We start from the raw sequence: 23,446 nt of genomic DNA, 5'->3' as shown, positions 1-23,446 counted from the left end.
TCATTCCTGTCGATAGATTTCGGTGATGCCGGCCGCGCCGAGCCTCGCCAGGCAGGCGGCAGCGGTTTCGCCGGGATGTCGTGCGCTGCGGATCACCGCTGCAACGCGGCCGATGCCGTGCGCGGCGTCGTAGCCCGGCCTGTATCCGGCGGGCAATGCCTTTGCCGTCCCGTCCACGACAAGTCCGGCTCCGTTTTCGCCACCGACCAGGGTCAGCGCCGCCGGACCGGGATGGGCGCAACCCTTGGCGCAGCCGGAGATGTGCAGCGTCAGCGAGGAATCGAGGATATCGAGGTTTTCCACGGCGATGGTCTCGGCGATGTCGCGTGTCGCGATGCGGCCCGAGGCACAGGCGGGAGCACCCGGGCAGGCGGCGATCCTGGTGCGCGCGTCGGCTGCGTCGGTGACGAAGCCGAGGGTTGCGGCGGTTTTCTGGAGTGAAAGACATGCGGCTGGGGAGAGGCCAAGCAAAAGCAGCGTGCGACCCGGCGCCAGACGGATTTCGGTGGTGCCGAGGGTGAGGGCGTATTGGGTGAGATCGATAAGTTTTGGCGCTGGTATGCTGCCGAACGGCAGGCCAATACCAAGGGCGATTGCGGTGGTGGCTAGGTTAAGAACTCCGATGGGCTGGCGTTCCGTCGCGCCCCCCTCTGTCCTGCCGGACATCTCCCCCACTTGGGGGGAGATCGGCAGCTTCAGCGGCGGCTCAGGACCTCGGGTGATAGGCGAAAGCCGAGATGAGGGCGCAATCTCCCCCCTTGTGGGGGAGATGTCCGGCAGGACAGAGGGGGGCGCGACGGATCGCCAACTTGCGAGAGATCTCAGCTGCCTCGCCGTCAAATCCCGCGCATGGGCATCGCGGCCCTTTTCGGCAACCATCCTGAGAATGGCGACGGCGATGTCACAAGCCGCATCTTCCTCGGACATCGCCAGCGGCGTGGCACCCTGCGCATCTCCGGCGAGCGATACCCGCCACTTAATTCCGTCGGCGGCCCGCACCCCGACCAGCCTGACATCGGCCGTAACCGCATCCATTGTCAGCTGCCCGCCGCCGTCGACGATCACCGAAACCTTCGGGCCAAGGCGTTGCGTAACACCGGCGTCCTCAATTGCCGCCCGAATCCGCTCCGCCATCGGGCGCGGGTCGGCTATCTCCTCCTGGTCGAGCCCAGCCAGCGGGCCGGTCTCGACCGGCACGCCGGTGCGCACCGCGATGCCGAGCGCATCGACCTCCATCGCCAGCAGCCGCGCGCTTGCCGGCGTCAGGCCGCGGATCTGCAGGCTGCCGCGGGCGGTCACTTCCATGATGCCGTTGCCATGGCGCAAGGCGGATTCGCAGAGTCCGATCAACGATTTCGGCAACAGTCCTCCAGCGACCGGATTGAGCCGCACCAGCAGCCCGTCGCCGGTCTGCATCGGCGCCGACAAAGCGGGGCAGGCGCCACGGCGCGAGAAAGCGTTCATGCCGCCACTCCCAGAGCTTGCGCTTCGGCAATCAGTGCGGCGAGATCGTCATCGATCGAATTGCGCAGCGGATGCCAGAGCCCGCGCCGCCGTGCCGACAGCAAACGCTCGGCAATCACCTTCGCCGCCGCCGGGTTCTCGCGCAGGATGAAGGCGCGGACCACGGGGTCGCCAAGATAGGCGTCGTGCACCGCCTCGATCAGCGTGCCCGATATGGCATGGGTAGTCTCAGCAAAGCCGACAAGCCGGTCGACCGTCTCGGCGAATTCCGAGGCGCCGCGCGGGCCATGACGCATCTGGCCGGCGATGAAGCGCGGATTGACGGCGCGTGCCCGCACGACGCGCGACACGGCCTCACTGATCGAGCGCGGCTTCGGTCTTTGCGGGTCCGTGGTGTCGAGGACGATCACGTCGGCGTTTTTGCCGAGCGCGGCAACCGCTGCCGAAAAGCCGCCGATGAAGGCGACGTCGGCCGAGCCTTCGAGGATGTCGCGGCCGGGGTCGTCGCCGGTATGAACCAGAAGGTCGGCCTCGGCGAGGCGATCCTCGAACGCGCCGGGCGCCGAAATGCCTTTGCCCTCGGAGCCGCCATAGGCGTGCGAGGTGGCGGCGAGATAGGTGCGGCCGATCTCTTCGCGCGCGGCCCAGTCGCCGCTCGACAACAAGTCCTCGACGCCCGCGCCGTAAGTGCCCGGCGAGGTGCCGAAAATGCGCGGGCTGATCTTGCCGTCGATGCGGGTCCTAGCGGCGAGCGGGTTTTCCGAAGCGTCCTCGTCGCGGGTCGCCACCGCGTTGGCCGCGGCGTCGATCAGCGCGATCTGGGTCGGGAACATGTCGCGGAACAGGCCCGATATGCGCCAGGTGACATCGATGCGCGGACGGCCGAGTGTTGCCGGCGGCAGCACATCTATGCCGGTGATGCGGCCGGTGGCGGAATCCCATTGCGGCCGGCAGCCCATCAGCGCCAGGCCTTGCGCGATCTCCTCACCGCCGGTGCGCAGCGAGGCCGAGCCCCACAGGTCGATGACCAGCGAGCGCGGCCAGTCGCCATGCGATTGCATGTAGCTGCGGACCACTTCTTCCGCTGCCACCTTGCCCAGATCATAGGCGGTCGGCGTCGGCATGGTGCGCGGGTCGGCGGTGAACAGATTGCGGCCGGTCGGCAGCACATCGCGCCGACCCCGTGCCGGCGCACCGGCCGGACCGGCAGCGACGTGGCGGCCGTCGAGGGCGGCAAGCAGCGCGGTTTTTTCAGCTGCCGCACTTTGCCGCCGTACCGGATCAGCCTCGCCTTCCGGCGAGCGGCCGTAAATGTGCAGGCCGTCCTTGATGGCGAAATCCTTGAGATCGCAGAGCCAGGCGTCGATGCGGCGCAAAGCCTCGTCGGCTGCGTCGGTCCTGGCGACGCCTGCCTCTGAGGCGAGGCCGGTCTTTTCCGCCGTCTCGACGATCAGCTTCGCCAGGCGGTCGCGGCGGCGGCGGTCGAGCCCGTCGGCCTGAGCATATTCGTCAACCAGTCGTTCAAGCCTGTGCTGGTTTTCGTCCAGCCCGGCGCCGGTCAGCGGCGGCGGCAGATGGCCGAGCGTGACGGCGGCAATGCGCCGCTTGGCCTGCGCTGCCTCTCCCGGGTTGGAGACGATGAAGGGATAGATGACGGGCAGGGGACCGGTGACTATCTCGGGAAAGCAGTTTTCGCTGAGCGCCACGGTCTTGCCGGGCAGCCACTCCAGCGTGCCGTGGGCGCCGACATGGACAATTGCATGGATGCCGAGCGACTTGCGCAGCCAGAGGCCAAAGGCGACCAGCGCATGGCGCGGCGGCAGCGTCGGGTCGTGATAGTCGGCGCGGCGGTCGGCTGAGCGCCCGCGGTCAGGTGCGAGTGCCACGGTGACGTTGCCGAAGGTGGCTGCGCGGAAGGCGAATTTTGCGGCGGCAGACGCTTGAACACCCCCCTCTGTCCTGCCGGACATCTCCCCCTCAAGGGGGGAGATTGGCAGCTTCGGCGCTCTGTCCACCCCTGCGACGTTGGAGATTGGCGAAAACAGAGATGACAGCGCAATCTCCCCCCTTGAGGGGGAGATGTCCGGCAGGACAGAGGGGGGTGCCTCGCACAAACTTGTGTCATCTGCCGCATTCCCCCATGCGGCCGTCACGGCAGCTATCGCTTCAGCAGGCAATTCCGCCGAGTACCCGAGATAGTCCTCAAACCCCAACCCTTCACCTCCACGCTCCAGCACCTCCAGCAACTCGCGCGGCGTTTGCGGAATCCTTTCAACGGCGTAGCCGTGTTCGCTCAGGTCGTGCAGCATTGCCAGCACGCTGGACGGCACGTCGAGACCAACCGCGTAGCCGGTGCGACCGGGGGCGCTCGGATAGTCGGGGATCAGGATGGCGAGCTTGCGCTCCGCACGCGGCGTCCGCTGCAGGCGCACGAAGGCCTCGACACGGTTCGCCACTTGCGCGACGCGATCCGGCTCCGGCCGGTTGGCGAAGGCGCGGAAGGCCAATGCGGGATCGGTCTCGCTTTCGCCCTTGAAGGAGATGGCACCGGCGAGAATGCAGCCGTCGAGCTCGGGCAGGACGACATGCATAGCGAGGTCGGCAGGCGCCAGGCCGCGCTGATTGTTTTGCCAGATGTCACGGCGTGTCGTGGCGACGATGACCTGGAAGACCGGCACCCCGGCACGGTCGAACAGGGTTTCGATGCCGGGTTCCGCGCCGGAGGCGAAGGCCGTGGCGGTGATGATGGCAGCTGGCTTCAGGGCTGAGAGCGCGGTCTCGACAAAGGCGAGCGATGCCGGGTCCTTGAGGCTGGAGACGAAGATTGGCACCGGCGCCATACCACGTTGCCTGAGCGCTGCAAAAAGCGCGTCGATCGGCGCGACATCTGCGGCCAGCAGCATCGAACGGTAGAAGAGGATGGGGATGATGGGCGCGGCGTCTCCCTCCCCCTTGAGGGGAGGGTGGCCCGCAGGGCCGGGTGGGGTCGTCACGGCAGTGCGCGACGTTTTGTGTAGGCGCGCTTCGGAGAGGACCCCACCCCCGGCCTGCGGCCGGACCCTCCCCTCGAGGGGGAGGGGGACGTCGCGTTCTACGACCCCCAGTCCCGGCTCGTAAAATCCCGCCTTTGGCACGCTAACAGGTTCGGCTACCGCCGCACCCGATCCAGCGAGACTTGCCAGCCTCTGCACCAGCGCCGTCATATTTGCCGGCCCGCCCTCGCGGAAATAGCCAAGCAGGGCGTCCAACTCCTCCCGCGGCAGCGTCGAGCCTTCGATCAGTCGCAAATCCTCGTCGTGGCTCTCGCCCGGTAGGAGCGCCAGCTTGATACCGCGATTTCGCGCGATAACGGCGAGCTGGTCGCAGCCATAGCGCCACCAGTCATAGCCGCCGAGGATGCGGACCAGAATGACCTTGGCGTGGCGGGCGACGCTGTCGATCCACAGGTCGACGGACATCGGATGGCGCAGGTCGCGCAAGGCGGCGAGCCGCATCGACGGCAGGCGGTGCGCATCTGCCTTCCACGCCGCCGCCAGCCCGGCCAGGTCGCTGTCGGTGAAGGACAGCGCCACGACATCCGCAGGCGTTTGCCTGAGATCGACAGGCTCGGCGAGATCGTCGAGCGAGGCGGATGTGGTGGTGAGGATGTGCATCGCGGCTCGTACCTGGGGTCAGCCGGCGAGGATACGCTCGATGGCCGGGCGGTTCAGCCCTTTCAGGCCGATGACGACCAGGCGCGAGCGGCGGTCGTCTTCAGCGGTCCAGGCGCGGTCGTAATAGTGGTTGACGCGCGGACCGACGGCCTGCAGCAGGAGCCGCATCGGCTTGCCGCCGACTTCGACGAAACCCTTGACGCGCAACACGTTTTCTTCCTCCGCCGCCGTGGCGACCCGTTGTGCGAGCTCGTCCGGGTTGGACACGGACGCGATGTCGATGACGAACGAGTCAAAATCGTCATGTTCGTGGTCGAGCTCGTCGTCGTGGTGGGTCTTGCGGTTCTCAATGTCGTCCTCGACGGCGAGGCCGAGGCCGAGCAGCACCGACGGGTCGACCTTGCCTTGCGAAGTCGGTACGATCTTCACCGCCCGCGCAACGTGCTTGCCGATGACGGCATTGGCACGGGCCGAGCCGGCTGCGTCCATCAGGTCGCTCTTCGACAGGATGATCAGGTCGGCGCAGGCGAGCTGGTCTTCGAACACTTCCTCGACCGGATCGTCATGGTCGAGCGTCTCGTCCTGCGCGCGCTGGGCCTGCAGGGCGTCCATGTCGTTGGCTACGCGGCCATCAGCCAGCGCCGGTCCGTCGACCACGGCAATGACGCCGTCCACCGTCACGCGGCTTTTCACCGACGGCCACTGGAAGGCCTGGACCAGCGGCTTGGGCAAAGCGAGGCCGGATGTCTCGATCAGGATGTGGTCGACCCTCGGCGTCAGCGACAGGATTTGGTCCAGCGCCGGGACGAAATCATCGGCGACGGTGCAGCAGATGCAACCATTGGCCAGCTCGACGATGTTTTCCTCGGGGCAGGTGTCGATGGCGCAGCCCTTCAGGATCTCGCCGTCGATGCCGATGTCGCCGAACTCGTTGACGATGATGGCCAGCCGCTTGCCTTTGGCGTTTTCGAGCAAATGGCGGATCAATGTCGTCTTGCCGGCGCCGAGAAATCCGGTGACCACGGTGCAGGGAACGCGCGAAGGGGAGGCAGCGGTCATATCAAGTCCTTCAGAAGGTCAAGGGGAGGGATGCGGGCAACCAGGCCGCGCTTCAGGCAATCGGGACGGCCGCGCCATGGAATGAGCCCATCCGTCGAGGTGGCGAACAGCTTTGCCCCGGTGACGAGATCGGCGCCGCTGGTCGTGGTCAGATCACCGAAGACGTAACTCCAGCAGCCGTCGCGCAGCATGGCGGCGCTGAGCCGGCGCTTGCAATTGCCAAGGCATTCGACGGTGCGGATTTTGATGTTTTCGCTGGAAGCGGCGCGGCGCGTGTCCTCTGCGAGCAGTTCGCCGGCGCGCGGATGAGCGTCCGAACCGGTCTCGTCACGGCAGGACGAGCAGACGATGACGGTAACGCCGGCCGGGGAATCACCATGGCCGGACAATAAATCCGCTGTCTCAGCCGGAAAACTGCTGTCGCGTTCCAAATCAGGCTCCTTGCCCGGAAAACCCGCCAGGCGATCGGATTCTTATGTCCTAGACGGCAGGTCTCCTGGCTCGCGGGTCATCGCCTGGGTGCCGCCTTCCCGGGAACATCCCAGTGGTTTTCGGCCTTGGCTCGTCGCTTACAGTTGCGGGGACAGCCGCGGATTTGAAATCGAGATTTCGCACCGCATTCCCTCTTGGCCCTTGCCGTTGCGGGCAGGGGACCGTCTGGAACGGATTTAGGCTTGTGGGGGTAGTCGTGTCAACGCACGTCTATGACGCGGCGATATCCGCGAGCGGCCGGCCGAGGTCGCCGGCAGCGGTCACCTCGATGCGTTCCAGGCCGAGCCAGCCCTGCATCTGCTTCAATTCTTCGAAAAGCTCGGCTGCGGTTTGCAGCGAGGCGCCGGGCTCCGCATAGGCGGCATGGACGCGCAGCACGCCGGCCGGTCGGTCGGCCCTAAGGTCAACGCGCCCGACGATGCTGTCGCCGAGCAGGAATGGCAGCACATAATAGCCATACCGGCGCTTTTCGGCCGGCGTGTAGATCTCGATGCGGTAGTGGAAGTCGAACAACCGCTCGGTGCGCGACCGCTCGAAGACGACAGGATCAAACGGCGCGAGCAAGGCGCGCGCCTCGATCTTGCGCGGCAAACGGGCGTCCTTGTGGAGATAGGCTGTTTTGTTCCAGCCTTCGACGCTCACCGGCAACAGGTCGCCGGCCTCGACCAGTTCCTCGATGCGGCCCTTGATGTCGGCGGGCGACAGCCGGAAATAGTCGCGCAGGTCTCCTGCCGTGGCGATGCCGTGGGCGCGGGCCGAGATGCGCAGCAATTCGCGATGTGCATCCTCGGGACAGGGAACCGGTAGCGCGAGTACCGCCGGCGGCAGCACGCGCTCCGGCAGATCGTAGAACCGCTCGAAGCCGCGGCGATGCGCAGTGGTGATGCGGCCGGCCCAGAACAGCCACTCGAAGGCATGCTTGGCATGGCTCCAGCCCCACCAGCCGCCCGAACCCTTCTGCCCTTCGAAAGCCGACGCCGCGATCGGGCCTCGTTCGGCGACCTCGCGATAGATGTCTTCGATATAGGCGGCGTGCTCGCGGCCCCATTTGGCCAGCCCGCTGTACATTTCGTCGCCGCGCTCGGCCCGCTGCATGCGCCAGCGCATCAGCGGATAGGTCTCGACCGGCAAGAAGGAGGCTTCGTGCGCCCAGTATTCGAAGACCATGCGCTTGCGCGTGACAGCGGCGGCGTCGAGCAGCGCCAGCTTGTAGGGGCCAAGCCGCGAATAAAGAGGCATATAGTGGGCGCGCACCACGGCGCTGACGGAATCGATCTGCAGCAGGCCGGTACGGGCAAGCACGCGGGCCAGATGCCGGCGGTCGGGCGTGCCGGTGGGGCGCGGGTCATTGAATCCCTGTGCCGCGAGCGCAATGCGACGGGCCATGGCAAGCGAGATTTTTTCCTTCATGAAGGCGGTATCCGGACGATTTTAGGACAGAGAAAATGACCTGCGATTCCGCGCTATGCTAGCAGGGTTTTGGCGGCATCCATGTCAGGAGAGAAAAGTGGAGTAAAAAGTGAAGGAAATCAAACAGGAGCGGATCGGACCAGTTTTCCCGGATATGCCGTCCAGCACCGCGATTTGAACAAGGTTTGACTTGCTTCGCCGAAAGCGCTGCGCTAACCCTCGCCGCGTTGCAGCATAGAGCCCTCTTCAAACGGTTCAGTGGTTAAACTGTCACGCTTCCGCAAGTGGGTCCGGTGCTGTAATCAGAGTGGATTGGCCGCAACGGAAAGCTGCAGAATGAACGCATTGTTGAGTTCGTACCTGCCCATCGTCCTGTTCATCGGCGTGGCGCTGATCGTCGGGCTGGCGCTGCTCGCCGCACCCTTCCTGGTGGCCTACCGCAACCCCGATCCGGAAAAGCTTTCTGCCTATGAGTGCGGCTTCAACTCGTTCGACGACGCCCGCATGAAGTTCGATATCCGCTTCTACCTGGTGTCGATCCTGTTCATCATCTTCGATCTGGAGGTGGCCTTCCTGTTTCCTTGGGCGGTGTCGTTCAGTCAGATCGGCATGCTCGGTTTCTGGTCGATGATGGTGTTTTTGGCGGTGCTGACCATCGGCTTTGCCTATGAATGGAAAAAAGGAGCGCTGGAATGGGATTGAACGACAGTTCCGGCACGCTCGTCGCGCCGAAGCCCAAGGGCCTCATCGACCCCAACACCGGCAGGCCGGTAGGGTCTGACGACCCGTTCTTCCTGGAGATCAACAACGAGCTCGCCGACAAGGGCTTTCTCGTCACCTCGACCGAGGCTCTGATCACCTGGGCGCGCAGTGGCTCGCTGATGTTCATGACGTTTGGCCTCGCCTGCTGCGCCGTCGAGATGATCCATACGTCGATGCCGCGCTATGACTCGGAGAGGTTCGGTGTCGCGCCGCGCGCGTCGCCGCGCCAGTCCGACATCATGATCGTTGCCGGCACGCTGACCAACAAGATGGCGCCGGCGCTGCGCAAGGTCTACGATCAGATGCCGGAGCCGCGCTACGTCATCTCGATGGGCTCCTGCGCCAATGGCGGCGGCTATTATCATTATTCCTATTCGGTGGTGCGCGGCTGCGACCGCATCGTGCCGGTCGACATCTACGTGCCCGGCTGCCCGCCGAGCGCTGAGGCGCTGCTTTACGGCATCCTTCTGCTGCAGAAGAAGATCCGCCGCACCGGCACGATAGAGCGGTGAGCGGCATGACCCAGGCGTTGAACGACCTCTCGACCTATCTCGGCGAGAAGCTGATCGGCCGGATCGGCGTGGCGGTGCTCGCCTATGGCGAACTCACCATCTCGGTCGAGCCGCGCGACCTGATCGAGGTGGTCACCTTCCTGCGCGACGATCCGAAATGCCAGTTCATCTCGATCATCGACGTTTGCGGCGCCGATTATCCGTCGCGGGCAAAGCGCTTCGACGTGGTCTATCATTTGCTGTCGCCGAGACAGAATATCCGCGTCCGCATCAAGGTCCAGGCCGACGAAGAGACGCTCGTGCCGTCGATCACCGGGATTTATCCCGGCGCCGACTGGTTCGAGCGCGAGACCTACGATCTCTACGGCGTGCTGTTTTCAGGCCATCCGGATCTGCGGCGGATTCTGACCGATTACGGCTTTGAAGGCCATCCGCTGCGCAAGGACTTTCCGCTGACCGGCTTCGTCGAGGTGCGTTACGACGACGAAGCCAAGCGCGTCATCTACGAGCCGGTCGAGCTCAAACAGGAATTCCGCAATTTCGATTTTCTCAGCCCTTGGGAGGGGACGGATTACGTCCTTCCAGGCGACGAGAAGGCAAAGCAGTGAGTGGTGAATTGTGAATAGTGAATGGAAAAGCGGGATGGAACGTCCGGGAAAATCAACGACTATCGAGATCTGAACGTATGGAAGGATTCGATGGTATTGGCTGCGGACATCTATCTCGCGACGAAAGCATTCCCGCGAGAGGAAATGTTCGGCATGACATCCCAGATGCGGCGCGCGGCATCGTCGATACCGGCAAATATCGCCGAGGGTTTCGGCCGCGGTCAGCGCAAGCCCTTCGTTCAGTTCCTTCGTATTGCGCAAGGTTCGTTGAAGGAACTGGAAACCCATACGCTTCTTTCGATGAGCGTGGGACTGTTGGACGAGAAGAGTGCAGGGCTGTTGTCGGTCAGGTTCGAGAAGTTGGGAAGATGATGCGTTCGTTCATTCGATCGCTGGAGGTCGATTCAGGCCAATGACTATTCACCATTCACCATTCACCATTCACGTGGCGCGCGAGCAACACGCTCATGGCTGAAACCTCCGTTCGCAACTTCAACATCAATTTTGGCCCGCAACATCCAGCGGCGCACGGCGTTTTGCGTCTGGTGCTGGAGCTTGACGGCGAAGTCGTCGATCGCGTCGATCCGCATATCGGGCTGTTGCACCGCGGCACCGAAAAGCTGATCGAGGCCAAGACTTATCTGCAGGCCGTGCCCTATCTCGACCGGCTCGATTATTGCGCGCCGATGAACCAGGAGCACGCCTTTGCGCTCGCCGCCGAGCGGCTGCTCGGCATCGAGGTGCCGAAGCGGGGCCAGTTGATCCGAGTTCTCTATTCGGAAATCGGCCGCATCATGTCGCACATCCTCAATGTGACGACGCAGGCGATGGATGTCGGTGCGCTGACGCCGCCGCTGTGGGGCTTCGTCGAGCGCGAAAAGCTGATGGTGTTTTATGAGCGTGCCAGCGGCTCGCGCATGCATGCCGCCTATTTCCGCCCCGGCGGCGTCCACCAGGACCTGCCGCAGAAGCTGGTCGAGGACATCGGCAGCTGGATCGACCCGTTCCTGAAATCGGTCGACGACCTCGACTCACTCTTGACCGGCAACCGTATCTTCAAGCAGCGCAATGTCGACATCGCGACGGTGTCTCTGGCCGACGCCTGGGCCTGGGGTTTTTCGGGCGTCATGGTGCGCGGCTCGGGTGCACCCTGGGACCTGCGCAAATCGCAGCCCTATGAATGTTACGCCGAGATGGATTTCGACATTCCGATCGGCAAGAACGGTGACTGTTTCGACCGCTATCTGGTGCGCATGGAAGAGATGCGCCAGTCGGCCAAGATCATGCGCCAATGCGTCGACCTGTTGCTCGGTAAGGAGGGCAGCGGGCCGGTGTCCAACCTCGACGGCAAGGTGGTGCCGCCGAAGCGCGCGGCGATGAAGCGCTCGATGGAAGCGCTGATCCATCACTTCAAGCTCTACACCGAAGGCTACCGCGTGCCGGCCGGCGAGGTCTATGCCGCCGTCGAGGCACCGAAGGGCGAGTTCGGCGTCTATCTGGTCTCCGACGGCACCAACAAGCCCTATCGCTGCAAGCTGCGCGCGCCCGGCTTCGCGCATCTCCAGGCCATGGACTTTTTGTGTCGCGGCCACATGTTGGCCGACGTCACCGCCGTGTTAGGTTCACTCGACATCGTGTTTGGTGAGGTCGATCGGTGATGATGGGAATGGCTCGACCGTCAAAGGCGTTTCTGGCCGCGGCATGCCTTGCGGCTTCCGCTGAAGTGTCGCTTGCTGGGTCCGGTGAGGGTCCCTCGTCAACCGATCTTCTCAAAGAGGGGTTCAAGCTTATTGCAGAAGGCGATCTGCTTACAGTCCGTGGCTTGAGCACCCAGACCCCAGCAATGGATGAGGGCATTCTTGTCCATGGCCGGCCGTCGACATCGTCCAACTGCGCGGTTCATGACAACCTCGTAGCGTCATTGATCCCCGAAGAATATCGTTGCAAGCCAATAGCTTGGGTGTATAGCCGCTATGACGGATACATCCGCCTGAAGCGTGGAAATGAAGAGTTCGTATGCGTTTTGGGGCGATCCGAGGATTGCTATCGTGCCTATGGCTCCCGCCAGTAGAAACCGAAGAAGCGAAATCGCAATGTCAGTCCGCCGTCTCGCAGAAGCCAGCCTCCAGCCAGCCTCCTTCGCCTTCAACCGGGCGAATGCGGCGGCGGCGAAGCAGTGGATCAAGAAATATCCGAAGGGACGCGAGCAATCCGCGATCATCCCCTTGCTCATGCTGGCGCAGGAGCAGGAAGGCTGGGTGACCAAGGCGGCGATCGAAACGATCTCCGACATGCTCGACATGCCCTATATCCGTGGGCTGGAAGTCGCCACCTTCTATACCCAGTACCAGCTCAATCCGGTCGGCACCCGCGCGCATATCCAGGTCTGCGGCACCACGCCCTGCATGCTGCGCGGCTCGGAAGCGCTGATGGATGTCTGCCGCTCGAAGATCCATCACGACCAGTTTCACACCAATGACAAGGGCACGCTGTCGTGGGAGGAGGTCGAGTGCCTCGGCGCCTGCGTCAACGCACCGATGGTGATGATATTCAAGGACACCTATGAGGATTTGACGCCGGAGCGGCTTGCCGAGATCATCGACCTTTATGACGCCGGCAAAGGTGCTTCGGTGACGCCAGGACCGCAAAACGGCCGCATCACTTCCGAGCCGGCCAGCGGCCTGACGACCCTCAAGAGCGAAAAGGCGATCCTCAAGGCGACCCGCGACCGGGAAACCAGGGCGGCGACCAAGGCCGCCAAGGATGCAGAGCCGGCGGCTGCCGCCGCAGCATCAGTTCCGCCAGCTGCTCCTGCCGCGCCGGCGCCGGTTGCGCCCTCGAATGCCAGCAAGCCGAAGACCGACGCGGTCGAGACCAACCCGGCGCTGAAATCGCCGTCGGCGACGAAAGTCGCGCCCGCGGCGGAAAGGGCGGCGAGCGTCGCAGCGCCTCTGCATTCGGCCGCCAATGCCAACAAGGCCGAACCGCAGGTCGAGGACGTCTCGAAACAGCGCAGAGGCCCCAAGAACAAGGCCGAGCCGGCGTCTGCTTTCAAAGCGCCGGAGGCCAAGGTTAAACCGGCGAAGGCTGCCGCCAAGGCGACCAAACCGTCGCTCGGAAACAAGAGCCGGCCGACCGGCAAGAAGCCGGTCTGAGGAACGAGCAATGCTTCAGGACAGAGACCGCATCTTCAACAACATCTACGGCCGCTTCGACAAGTCGCTGGCCGGTGCCATGGCGCGCGGCGCCTGGGACAACACGCCCGGCATCGTTGCCAAGGGGCGCGAGTGGATCGTCAACGAGATGAAGGCATCGGGCCTGCGCGGCCGCGGCGGTGCCGGTTTCCCGACCGGGCTGAAATGGTCGTTCATGCCCAAACAAAGCGACGGCCGGCCGAGCTATCTCGTCGTCAATGCCGACGAATCCGAGCCCGGTACCTGCAAGGACCGCGACATACTGCGCCACGACCCGCACACGCTGGTCGAAGGCTGCCTGCTTGCCGGCTTCGCCATGGGCGCGGTCGCCGCCTACATCTATGTGCGCGGCGAGTTCATCCGCGAGCGCGAGGCGCTGCAACGCGCCATAGACGAGGCCTATGCGGCCAAGCTGATCGGCAAGAACAACACCTCCGGCTACGATTTCGACATTTACATGCACCATGGCGCCGGCGCCTATATCTGCGGCGAGGAAACGGCGCTGCTCGAAAGCCTCGAGGGCAAGAAGGGCCAGCCGCGGCTGAAGCCGCCGTTTCCGGCCAATGTCGGCCTCTATGGCTGCCCGACGACGGTCAACAATGTCGAGTCCATCGCTGTCGCGCCGACCATTCTGCGCCGCGGTGCTGCCTGGTTCTCGTCCTTCGGCCGGCCCAACAATGTCGGCACCAAACTGTTCTGCATCTCCGGTCACGTCAACAATCCGTGCACCGTCGAAGAGGCGATGTCGATCCCGTTCCGCGAGCTGATCGAGACGCATTGCGGCGGTATCCGCGGCGGCTGGGACAATCTGCTGGCGGTCATTCCGGGCGGCGCCTCGGTGCCGTTGGTTCCGGCCGAGCAAATCATCGACGCGCCGATGGATTTCGACGCGCTGCGCGATCTGAAATCGGGCCTCGGCACGGCGGCTGTCATCGTCATGGACAAATCGACCGATATCGTGAAAGCGATCGCGCGGCTTTCCTACTTCTACAAGCACGAAAGCTGCGGCCAGTGCACGCCCTGCCGTGAAGGCACCGGCTGGATGTGGCGGGTGATGGAGCGGCTGGTGCGCGGCGAAGCGCAGAAGCGCGAGATCGACATGCTGCTCGACGTGACCAAGCAGGTCGAGGGCCACACGATCTGCGCACTGGGCGACGCGGCGGCGTGGCCGATCCAGGGCCTGATGCGGCATTTCCGCGGCGAGGTGGAGCGGCGCATCGATGAGTTTTCGCGCAACGCGCACCGTGCCGAACCGGTGCTGGCGGCGGCGGAATAGAAGTATTCAAAATGCGGACGAATGTCCGACACGAGGAAACGAGCGCGGGGCAGACGGAAACGACCAGGAGACCACCTATGTCGCTGTTTTCGACACCCGACGATTTTACGCCCGATATGGACCCGTTGTTGAAGATGAACCAGGATCTGACCAGGATGATGCCGAAGGAGATGGCCAATGCCGTCAATCTCCTGGCGCATCCTGTCGCGGGCGCGGCGGCGATGACGGCACTCGGCATCGGTCTTGCCAACCACGCCTTTGGCATCTGGATGGGCGTGCTTTCGGGCGCGGCCGAAACCTCGCAGCGGCTTTGGCAGCCGGTCGCCGAGGATTTCGAGGCCCGGACGGAACGCTTTTCCGCGACCGGCAAAAGCTCCTCGACAAAGGCGCGCGCAGCGACCAAAACCCTGATTGCCGAGGCGCAGTCCTTCGCCAATGACGTGACCGACATTGCGACGAGCACCGCGGCGCGGAGCTTGGCGAATGCCGGCACCGTTGCAGCGGATGCGTCGGCCGGGCTGATGCCGGAGGATTTCAAGCAGCCCAAGCCGATGGATCGGCCAGCCAAGCCCGCCGACCTCAAGGCGATATCGGGCATCGGGCCGAAACTGGAAAAGGTGCTGAACGGCCTTGGCATCTGGACATACGCCCAGATCGCCGCGTGGACGCCGCAAGAGATCGCCTGGGTCGAAGATTACCTGTCGTTGAAGGGCCGCATCGGCCGTGACGGCTGGATCGGTCAGGCGGCCGCGTTGGCCGCGGCCAAAAAGTGAATTCAATATCGTGCGCGGTCTCGGCTGCGCCCGGAAGGAAAGATTGCGGAACGTCCGCAGGGGTTTGAGGCGAAATGGCAAAGCTCAAGGTCGACGGGAAAGAGATCACTGTACCCGACCATTACACGCTGCTGCAGGCGGCCGAGGACGCCGGGGCGGAAGTGCCGCGCTTCTGCTTCCACGAGCGGCTGTCGATCGCCGGCAATTGCCGCATGTGCCTGATCGAAGTAAAGGGCGGCCCGCCCAAGCCGCAGGCGTCCTGCGCCATGGGCGTGCGCGACCTGCGCCCCGGTCCGAATGGCGAGCCGCCGGAAATCTTCACCAACACGCCGATGGTCAAGAAGGCACGCGAAGGCGTGATGGAATTCCTGCTGATCAACCACCCGCTGGATTGCCCGATCTGCGATCAGGGCGGCGAGTGCGACCTGCAGGACCAGGCGATGGCGTTCGGAGTCGATTCCTCGCGCTACCATGAGAACAAGCGGGCGGTCGAAGACAAGTATATCGGGCCGCTGGTCAAGACGATCATGAACCGCTGCATCCATTGCACGCGCTGCGTCCGCTTCACCACCGAGATTGCCGGCATATCCGAGCTCGGCCTGATCGGCCGCGGCGAGGATGCCGAGATCACCACCTATCTCGAAAGCGCGATGACTTCGGAACTGCAGGGCAATGTCATCGACCTTTGCCCGGTCGGTGCGCTGACCTCCAAACCCTATGCCTTCCAGGCACGGCCGTGGGAACTGACCAAGACCGAATCCATCGACGTGATGGACGCCGTCGGCTCCGCGATCCGCGTCGATAGCCGGGGCCGCGAAGTGATGCGCATCCTGCCGCGTACCAACGAGGCGGTGAACGAGGAGTGGATTTCCGACAAGACCCGCTTCATCTGGGACGGTTTGCGCACGCAGCGCCTCGACCGCCCCTATGTGCGCAAGGATGGCAGACTGGCCCCGGCAAGCTGGGCCGAGGCTTTTGCCGCGATCAAGGAAGCGGTGTCGAATGCGGCACCCGAAAAGATCGGTGCCATTGCCGGCGATCTCGCAGCCGTCGAGGAGATCTACGCGCTGAAGCTTCTGATGGCTTCGCTCGGCTCGAAGAACACCGACTGCCGCCAGGACGGCGCCGCACTCGATCCGTCGCTCGGCCGGGCGAGCTATGTCTTCAACCCGACCATCGAAGGCATCGAACAGGCCGATGCGGTGCTGATCATCGGCGCCAATCCGCGCTTCGAGGCCTCCTTGCTCAACACTCGCATCCGCAAGCGCTGGCGGGCCGGCAATCTGCCGGTCGGCGTCATCGGCGATGTCGGCGATACACGCTATGATTACGAGCAGCTCGGCGCCGGGCCAGAATCGCTGAAGGATCTGGCCGACGGCAACGGCAAGTTCTTCCAGCTGCTGAAGAAGGCGACGCATCCGCTGATCATCGTCGGCCAGGGTGCGCTGGCGCGTCCGGACGGCGCGGCCGTGCTTGGCCAAGCGGCGAAGCTCGCCGTCGCCGTCAATGCTGCAAGGGCCGACTGGAACGGTTTTGCCGTACTGCACACCGCGGCGGCACGCGTCGGCGGCCTCGATGTCGGCTTCGTGCCGGGCGAGGGCGGCAGGAACGTCGCCGGCATGCTTGGCGAGACCGATGTGTTGTTCCTGCTCGGTGCCGACGAAATCGACATGGCCAAGACCGGCGGCGCTTTCGTCGTCTATATCGGCACGCATGGCGACAAGGGCGCGCATCGCGCCAACGTCATCCTGCCGGGTGCCGCCTATACCGAAAAGTCGGGCACCTTCGTCAACACCGAGGGGCGCGTGCAGCAGACCAACCGTGCCGGCTTCGCGCCCGGCGAGGCGCGCGAGGACTGGGCGATCCTTCGGGCACTGTCGGATGTGCTGGGCAAGAAGCTACCTTTCGATTCACTGCCGCAGCTACGCGCAAAGCTCTATGCGGAATACCCGCATCTTGCCCGCATCGATCATGTCGCGGCCGGCGACCCGGCCGACATCGCCAGGGTTGCCAAGCTCGGCGGGCGGTTGAACAAGGGCACCTTCACCTCGCCGGTCAAGGATTTCTACCTGACCAACCCGATCGCGCGGGCTTCCGCGGTGATGGCCGAATGCTCGGCTTTGGCGAAGAACGGCTTCAGGCAGGCGGCGGAGTAGACATGGACACCTTCTTCTCCTTCTACGTGCTGCCGGCGCTGCTGATCCTTTTGAAGTCGGTCGTGCTGATCGTCGTTCTGTTGATCTTCGTCGCCTATGTGCTTTACGCCGACCGCAAGATCTGGGCGGCGGTGCAATTGCGCCGAGGCCCGAATGTCGTTGGCCCATGGGGCACACTGCAGGCCTTCGCCGATCTGCTGAAATTCGTCTTCAAGGAGCCGGTCATCCCGTCCGGCGCCAACAAGGGCGTTTTCCTGCTGGCGCCTTTGGTGTCGGCGGTGCTGGCGATCTCCGCCTGGGCGGTCATACCGGTCAATGAAGGCTGGGCGATCGCCAACGTCAATGTCGGCATCCTCTATGTCTTCGCCATCTCCTCGCTCGAGGTCTATGGCGTCATCATGGGCGGCTGGGCCTCCAATTCGAAATACCCGTTCCTCGGCGCACTGCGCTCGGCGGCGCAGATGGTATCCTACGAGGTCTCGATCGGCTTCGTCATCGTCACCGTGCTGCTTTGCGTCGGCTCGCTCAACCTGTCCGACATCGTCTTGTCGCAACAGGACGGGCTGGGCACGCGGCTCGGCCTGCCCAACACCTTCCTCGACTGGCATTGGCTGTCGCTGTTCCCGATGTTCATCGTCTTCTTCATCTCGGCGTTGGCCGAGACCAACCGGCCGCCCTTCGACCTTGTGGAAGCCGAATCGGAACTCGTCGCCGGCCATATGGTCGAATATTCCTCGACGCCGTTCCTGTTGTTCTTCCTCGGCGAATATGTCGCCGTCGTCCTGATGTGCGCACTGGCCACCATATTGTTCCTCGGCGGATGGCTGCCGCCCTTCGACTTCGCACCCTTCACCTGGGTGCCGGGGCTCATCTGGTTCGTGCTCAAGGTCTGCCTGGTGTTCTTCATGTTCTCCATGGTGAAGGCGTTCGTGCCGCGCTATCGCTACGACCAGCTGATGCGGCTCGGCTGGAAGGTCTTCCTGCCGATCTCGCTGTTCATGGTGGTCGCCACCGCCGCCTTTCTCAAACTCACCGGGTTTGCCTGATGTCAGCATTATCCCAGGCCGCCAAGTCACTGCTTTTGCAGGATTTCGTCAGCGCTTTCTTCCTGTCGATGCGCCAGTTCTTCGCGCCGAAGGAGACGATCAACTATCCGCATGAAAAGGGGCCGGTCAGCCCGCGCTTCCGCGGCGAACATGCGCTGCGCCGCTATCCGAACGGCGAGGAACGCTGCATCGCCTGCAAACTGTGCGAGGCGATCTGCCCGGCACAGGCCATCACCATCGAAGCCGGCCCACGCCGCAACGACGGCACACGGCGCACCGTGCGCTACGACATCGATATGGTGAAATGCATTTATTGCGGCTTCTGCCAGGAAGCCTGCCCGGTCGACGCCATTGTCGAGGGGCCGAATTTCGAATTCGCGACGGAAACGCGCGAGGAGCTTTATTACGACAAGGACAGGCTCCTGGCCAATGGCGACCGCTGGGAGCGTGAGCTGGCGCGCAACATCTCGCTGGATGCGCCTTACCGCTGATATTTGACGCATGGACGGGGCGAGGGGCCTGGTTTAAGGAACACGCAACTTGCCGACCGGAGGCGGTGGCAAAAAACAGGACGAACGTCCTGTTCTGACAGGAAACCCGGGGGAACCCATGCTGAGTGGACTAGAGGCGGCCTTTTTCTACCTCTTCGCCTTTGTCGCGGTGGCATCGGCGTTCATGGTCATATCGGCGCGCAATCCCGTGCATTCGGTGCTGTTCCTGATCCTGACCTTCTTCAACGCCGCCGGCCTGTTCATGCTGACCGGCGCCGAGTTCCTGGCGATGATCCTGCTCGTCGTCTATGTCGGCGCGGTGCTGGTGCTGTTCCTGTTCGTCGTCATGATGCTCGACGTCGACTTCGCCGAAATGAAGGAAGGCGCCCTGCAATATGCACCGATCGGCGCGCTGGTCGGGCTGATCCTGGCGGCGGAGCTGATCGTGGTGCTCGGCGGCTATACATTCGCGCCGAAACTGGCGGCGACGGTCGCGAAACCCATTCCGGACCTGGCCGCGCGCTCCAACACGGCAGCGCTCGGCGACATCCTCTATACGGATTACCTCTATTACTTCCAGGTAGCGGGGCTGGTGCTGCTGGTCGCCATGATCGGCGCCATCGTGCTGACGCTGCGCCACAAGCCGGGCGTCAAGCGGCAGTCGATCGCCGCCCAGGTCGGCCGCACGGCGGCAACCGGAGTGGAAATCCGCAAGGTCAAGACGGGCGAAGGAGTCTGAGATGGTCGTCGGCATCGCGCACTACCTGACCGTATCGGCGATCCTGTTCACGCTCGGCGTGTTCGGCATCTTCCTGAACCGCAGGAACGTCATCGTCATCCTGATGTCGATCGAGCTGATCCTGCTTGCGGTCAACATCAATTTCGTCGCCTTTTCGGCGGCGCTCGGCGATTTGGTCGGCCAGGTGTTCGCACTGTTCGTGCTGACGGTCGCGGCGGCCGAAGCGGCGATCGGCCTTGCCATTCTCGTCGTCTTCTTCCGCAACCGCGGCTCGATCGCGGTCGAAGACGTGAACATGATGAAGGGTTGACGGAACCACCATGTATCAGGCCATCGTCTTCCTTCCGCTGCTCGGCTTTCTGATCGTCGGCCTGTTCGGCACCTCGCTCGGGGCCAAGGCTTCCGAATACATCACCTCGGGCTTCCTGGTGATCGCGGCCGTGCTGTCGTGGGTCGCCTTCTTCTCGGTTGGCTTCGGCGGCGGAGAGGTGTTCACCGTGCCGGTGATGCGCTGGATCCAGTCGGGCGGGCTGGAGGCGTCCTGGGCGCTCAGGATCGACACGCTGACGGTGGTGATGCTGGTAGTTGTCAACACGGTGTCGTCGCTGGTCCATATCTACTCGATCGGCTACATGCATCACGATCCGGACCGGCCGCGCTTCTTCGCCTATCTGTCGCTGTTTACCTTCGCCATGCTGATGCTGGTGACGGCCGACAACCTCGTGCAGATGTTCTTCGGCTGGGAAGGCGTCGGCCTTGCCTCCTATCTGCTGATCGGCTTCTGGTACAAGAAGCCGTCGGCCAATGCGGCTGCGATCAAGGCCTTCGTCGTCAACCGCGTCGGCGATTTCGGCTTTGCGCTCGGCATATTCGGCGTGTTCGTGCTGTTCGGCTCGGTCAATCTCGGCACCATCTTCGCCAATGCGGCGACGTTCATTCCGGCGGAAGGCGCGCCGCAAGGCCCGGCCGTGCTGACCTTCCTCGGCTATGCGCTCGACAAGCAGGCTGCGATGACGGTTGTCTGCCTGCTCCTGTTCATGGGCGCCATGGGCAAGTCGGCGCAGGTGCCGCTTCACACCTGGCTGCCGGATGCCATGGAAGGCCCGACGCCGGTCTCGGCACTGATCCATGCCGCGACCATGGTGACGGCAGGCGTGTTCATGCTGGCGCGGTTGTCGCCGCTGTTCGAGCTGTCGCATTCGGCATTGACCGTGGTCACTTTCATCGGCGCCTTCACCGCCTTCTTCGCGGCGACAGTCGGTCTCGTCCAGAACGACATCAAGCGCGTCATCGCCTATTCGACCTGTTCGCAGCTCGGCTACATGTTCGTGGCGCTCGGCGTCGGCGCCTATGGCGCGGCGATCTTCCATCTGTTCACGCACGCCTTCTTCAAGGCGCTGCTGTTCCTCGGCTCGGGCTCGGTCATCCACGCCGTCTCCGACGAGCAGGACATGCGCAAGATGGGCGGCCTGAGGACGCTCATTCCGAAAACGTACTGGATGATGGTGATCGGCACGCTGGCGCTGACCGGTGTCGGCATCCCGGTAACGATCATCGGCACGGCCGGCTTCTTTTCCAAGGACGCCATCATCGAAGCGGCCTTCGCCGGCCACAATGCGGTCGCCGCGTTTGCCTTCATATTGCTGGTCATTGCTGCCTGCTTCACCTCCTTCTACTCCTGGCGGCTGATCTTCATGACCTTCCACGGCGAGCCGCGGGCCAGCCACGAGGTCATGCACCATGTCCATGAATCGCCGCCGGTCATGCTGGTGCCGCTGTTCATCCTGGCGGCGGGCGCGCTGTTTGCCGGCGTGATCTTCCACGGCGCCTTCTTCGGCGAGGGCTATGCCGAATTCTGGAAGGCGTCGCTGTTCACGCTGCCGGACAACCACATCCTGCACGAAATCCACGAAGTGCCGTTGTGGGTCGAGCTGTCACCGTTCATCGCCATGCTGATCGGCTTTGCGATTGCCTGGCAGTTCTATATTCGCGCGCCGGAAATGCCTCGGAGCGTCGCCGCCAACCATCGCCTGCTCTACGCCTTCCTGCTCAACAAATGGTATTTCGACGAGCTCTACGACTTCCTGTTCGTGCGGCCGGCAAAGCGCCTCGGCAGCTTCCTGTGGAAGACCGGCGACGGCACCGTCATCGACGGGCTCGGGCCGGACGGCATTTCGGCGCGCGTCGTCGACGTCACCAACCGGGTCGTCAAGCTGCAGACCGGCTATCTTTACCACTATGCCTTCGCCATGCTGATCGGCGTTGCCGCACTCGTCACCTGGATGATGCTCTGATGACCGCCTGGCCGATCCTATCGCTGGTCACCTTCCTGCCGCTGGTTGGTGTGCTGCTCATCCTTTTCGTGCGTGACGACAGCGAGAACGCGCGCCGCAACATCCGCGCCATAGCACTGTTCACGACCGCGTTCACGTTTGTGATTTCGCTGTTCATCTGGACCGGCTTCGACAATTCGCAGCCCGGCTTCCAGTTCGTCGAGAAGTTTGCCTGGCTGGATTCCGGCATCTCCTATCATATGGGCGTAGACGGCATCTCCATGCTGTTCGTCATCCTGACCACGTTCCTGATGCCGCTCTGCATCCTCGCCTCGTGGGAATCGATCGAGAAGCGCGTCAAGGCCTATATGATTGCCTTCCTGCTGCTCGAGACGCTGATGATCGGCGTGTTCTGCGCGCTCGACATCGTCTTGTTCTATGTCTTCTTCGAAGCCGGCCTGATCCCGATGTTCATCATCATCGGTGTGTGGGGCGGCAAGCGGCGCGTCTATGCCTCGTTCAAGTTCTTCCTCTACACGCTGGCCGGCTCGGTGCTGATGCTGCTCGCCATCATGGCGATGTTCTTCCAGTCCGGCACCACCGACATCCCGACGCTTCTGACCCACAACTTCCCGGCCAATATGCAGACTTGGCTATGGCTTGCCTTCTTCGCGTCCTTCGCGGTGAAGATGCCGATGTGGCCGGTGCACACCTGGCTGCCGGACGCGCATGTCGAAGCACCGACGGCCGGCTCGGTAATCCTGGCCGCCATCCTGCTCAAGATGGGTGGGTACGGCTTCCTGCGCTTTTCGCTGCCGATGTTTCCGATCGCATCCGAAATGTTCGCGCCGCTGATCTTCCCGCTCTCCGTCGTCGCCATCATCTACACCTCGCTGGTGGCGCTGATGCAGGAGGACATGAAGAAGCTGATCGCCTATTCGTCGGTCGCTCACATGGGCTTCGTCACCATGGGAATCTTCGCGATGAACCAGGAAGGCGTCCAGGGTTCGATCTTCCAGATGCTGTCGCACGGCCTGGTCTCCGGCGCGCTGTTCCTCTGCGTCGGCGTCGTCTACGACCGCATGCACACGCGTGACATCGACGCCTATGGCGGGTTGGTCAACAACATGCCGAAATATGCAACCGTGTTCATGATCTTCACCATGGCCAATGTCGGCCTGCCCGGCACCAGCGGCTTCGTCGGCGAGTTCCTGACCATGCTCGGCGTGTTCCGGGTCAACACCTGGGTGGCGTTCTTCGCCGCCACCGGCGTCGTCCTTTCGGCGGCCTATGCGCTCTGGCTCTACCGCAAGGTGATCTTCGGCGCGCTGACCAAGGAAAGCCTGAAAGGCCTGCTCGACCTGTCGACGCGCGAGAAGGTGATCATCTATCCGCTGGTCGCGCTGGTCATCTTCTTCGGCGTCTATCCGGCGCCGATCTTCGACGCGACCGCCGAATCGGTCAAGGCGCTCGTTACCAATGTCACCGCATCCATCGGCGCCGCGCAGACCGCGGCGGCGAACTGACTGGGGGTTTTG

At 63.5% G+C, this 23,446-nt stretch carries 20 protein-coding genes and 1 riboswitch; of the genes, 15 read left to right on the top strand and 5 right to left on the bottom strand.

What is annotated here, in order from left to right:
* The 5 genes from cobG to NKI70_RS16830 all read right to left on the bottom strand — a co-directional run bounded on the left by cobG (position 1) and on the right by NKI70_RS16830 (position 8,078).
* Positions 1-1,464, bottom strand: a complete 1,464-nt coding sequence (gene cobG, locus NKI70_RS16850) for a precorrin-3B synthase (RefSeq protein WP_352699354.1) — start codon at positions 1,462-1,464, stop codon at positions 1-3.
* Positions 1,461-5,117, bottom strand: coding sequence for a cobaltochelatase subunit CobN (locus tag NKI70_RS16845; protein ID WP_352699356.1), 3,657 nt, complete (start codon positions 5,115-5,117; stop codon positions 1,461-1,463). Before NKI70_RS16845 ends, cobG begins: the two co-directional genes overlap by 4 nt.
* Before the next feature lie 18 nt (positions 5,118-5,135).
* Positions 5,136-6,176 carry a cobalamin biosynthesis protein CobW gene (gene cobW / locus NKI70_RS16840; protein ID WP_352699358.1) on the bottom strand — a complete coding sequence of 347 codons (1,041 nt, stop codon included), beginning with the start codon at positions 6,174-6,176 and terminating at the stop codon, positions 5,136-5,138.
* On the bottom strand, positions 6,173-6,607 hold the full coding sequence (locus NKI70_RS16835) for a DUF1636 family protein (RefSeq protein ID WP_352699360.1): 435 nt from the start codon (positions 6,605-6,607) through the stop codon (positions 6,173-6,175). Before NKI70_RS16835 ends, cobW begins: the two co-directional genes overlap by 4 nt.
* A gap of 38 nt (positions 6,608-6,645) precedes the next feature.
* Positions 6,646-6,849, bottom strand: a riboswitch (cobalamin riboswitch).
* 29 nt (positions 6,850-6,878) lie between these two features.
* A complete protein-coding gene (locus tag NKI70_RS16830) occupies positions 6,879-8,078 on the bottom strand; it encodes a winged helix-turn-helix domain-containing protein (protein ID WP_352699362.1) in 1,200 nt (399 codons plus the stop codon).
* A gap of 336 nt (positions 8,079-8,414) precedes the next feature.
* On the opposite strand from NKI70_RS16830, the gene NKI70_RS16825 reads away from it, so the two are divergent.
* From NKI70_RS16825 to NKI70_RS16755, 15 genes are all read left to right on the top strand, one after another.
* Positions 8,415-8,780, top strand: coding sequence for an NADH-quinone oxidoreductase subunit A (locus NKI70_RS16825; protein ID WP_352699365.1), 366 nt, complete (start codon positions 8,415-8,417; stop codon positions 8,778-8,780).
* Positions 8,771-9,352, top strand: coding sequence for a NuoB/complex I 20 kDa subunit family protein (locus NKI70_RS16820; RefSeq protein WP_023670824.1), 582 nt, complete (start codon positions 8,771-8,773; stop codon positions 9,350-9,352). Before NKI70_RS16825 ends, NKI70_RS16820 begins: the two co-directional genes overlap by 10 nt.
* A gap of 5 nt (positions 9,353-9,357) precedes the next feature.
* The gene (locus NKI70_RS16815) at positions 9,358-9,960 is read left to right on the top strand and encodes an NADH-quinone oxidoreductase subunit C (protein WP_023676630.1); all 603 of its coding nucleotides are present in this window, start codon (positions 9,358-9,360) and stop codon (positions 9,958-9,960) included.
* A gap of 21 nt (positions 9,961-9,981) precedes the next feature.
* Positions 9,982-10,332, top strand: coding sequence for a four helix bundle protein (locus NKI70_RS16810; RefSeq protein WP_352699367.1), 351 nt, complete (start codon positions 9,982-9,984; stop codon positions 10,330-10,332).
* Positions 10,333-10,427: 95 nt separating this feature from the next.
* Positions 10,428-11,618 (top strand): NADH-quinone oxidoreductase subunit D, encoded by a 1,191-nt coding sequence (locus NKI70_RS16805; RefSeq protein ID WP_352699369.1) that lies wholly within the window; start codon positions 10,428-10,430, stop codon positions 11,616-11,618.
* A gap of 435 nt (positions 11,619-12,053) precedes the next feature.
* Positions 12,054-13,115 (top strand): NADH-quinone oxidoreductase subunit NuoE, encoded by a 1,062-nt coding sequence (gene nuoE / locus NKI70_RS16800; protein ID WP_352589702.1) that lies wholly within the window; start codon positions 12,054-12,056, stop codon positions 13,113-13,115.
* Between the two features lie 10 nt (positions 13,116-13,125).
* Positions 13,126-14,430, top strand: coding sequence for an NADH-quinone oxidoreductase subunit NuoF (gene nuoF / locus NKI70_RS16795; protein ID WP_023676626.1), 1,305 nt, complete (start codon positions 13,126-13,128; stop codon positions 14,428-14,430).
* A 77-nt stretch (positions 14,431-14,507) separates the two neighbouring features.
* Positions 14,508-15,203: a helix-hairpin-helix domain-containing protein gene (locus NKI70_RS16790; protein WP_352699371.1), complete on the top strand. Its 696-nt coding sequence runs from the start codon at positions 14,508-14,510 to the stop codon at positions 15,201-15,203.
* A 74-nt stretch (positions 15,204-15,277) separates the two neighbouring features.
* The gene (gene nuoG / locus NKI70_RS16785) at positions 15,278-17,359 is read left to right on the top strand and encodes an NADH-quinone oxidoreductase subunit NuoG (protein ID WP_352699373.1); all 2,082 of its coding nucleotides are present in this window, start codon (positions 15,278-15,280) and stop codon (positions 17,357-17,359) included.
* Positions 17,360-17,361: 2 nt separating this feature from the next.
* Entirely contained in the window at positions 17,362-18,405 is a 1,044-nt protein-coding gene (gene nuoH, locus NKI70_RS16780) for an NADH-quinone oxidoreductase subunit NuoH (protein WP_023676623.1), read from the top strand.
* Complete coding sequence (gene nuoI / locus NKI70_RS16775) at positions 18,405-18,896, top strand: NADH-quinone oxidoreductase subunit NuoI (RefSeq protein WP_023676622.1); 492 nt, start codon at positions 18,405-18,407, stop codon at positions 18,894-18,896. The genes nuoH and nuoI overlap by 1 nt, the downstream gene beginning before the upstream one ends.
* Positions 18,897-19,014: 118 nt before the next feature.
* Entirely contained in the window at positions 19,015-19,635 is a 621-nt protein-coding gene (locus NKI70_RS16770) for an NADH-quinone oxidoreductase subunit J (protein ID WP_023676621.1), read from the top strand.
* Position 19,636: 1 nt separating this feature from the next.
* Positions 19,637-19,945, top strand: coding sequence for an NADH-quinone oxidoreductase subunit NuoK (gene nuoK / locus NKI70_RS16765; protein WP_023676620.1), 309 nt, complete (start codon positions 19,637-19,639; stop codon positions 19,943-19,945).
* 10 nt (positions 19,946-19,955) lie between these two features.
* Entirely contained in the window at positions 19,956-21,929 is a 1,974-nt protein-coding gene (gene nuoL, locus NKI70_RS16760) for an NADH-quinone oxidoreductase subunit L (protein ID WP_023676619.1), read from the top strand.
* Positions 21,929-23,434, top strand: a complete 1,506-nt coding sequence (locus NKI70_RS16755) for an NADH-quinone oxidoreductase subunit M (RefSeq protein WP_352724756.1) — start codon at positions 21,929-21,931, stop codon at positions 23,432-23,434. The genes nuoL and NKI70_RS16755 overlap by 1 nt, the downstream gene beginning before the upstream one ends.
* The last annotated feature ends 12 nt before the right edge of the window (positions 23,435-23,446 follow it).

Source organism: Mesorhizobium sp. M0500, from assembly GCF_040321165.1.
Lineage (GTDB): Bacteria > Pseudomonadota > Alphaproteobacteria > Rhizobiales > Rhizobiaceae > Mesorhizobium.
The sequence above is the reverse complement of the archived record's forward strand: the minus strand, read 5'-3'. Positions and strand labels throughout refer to the sequence as shown.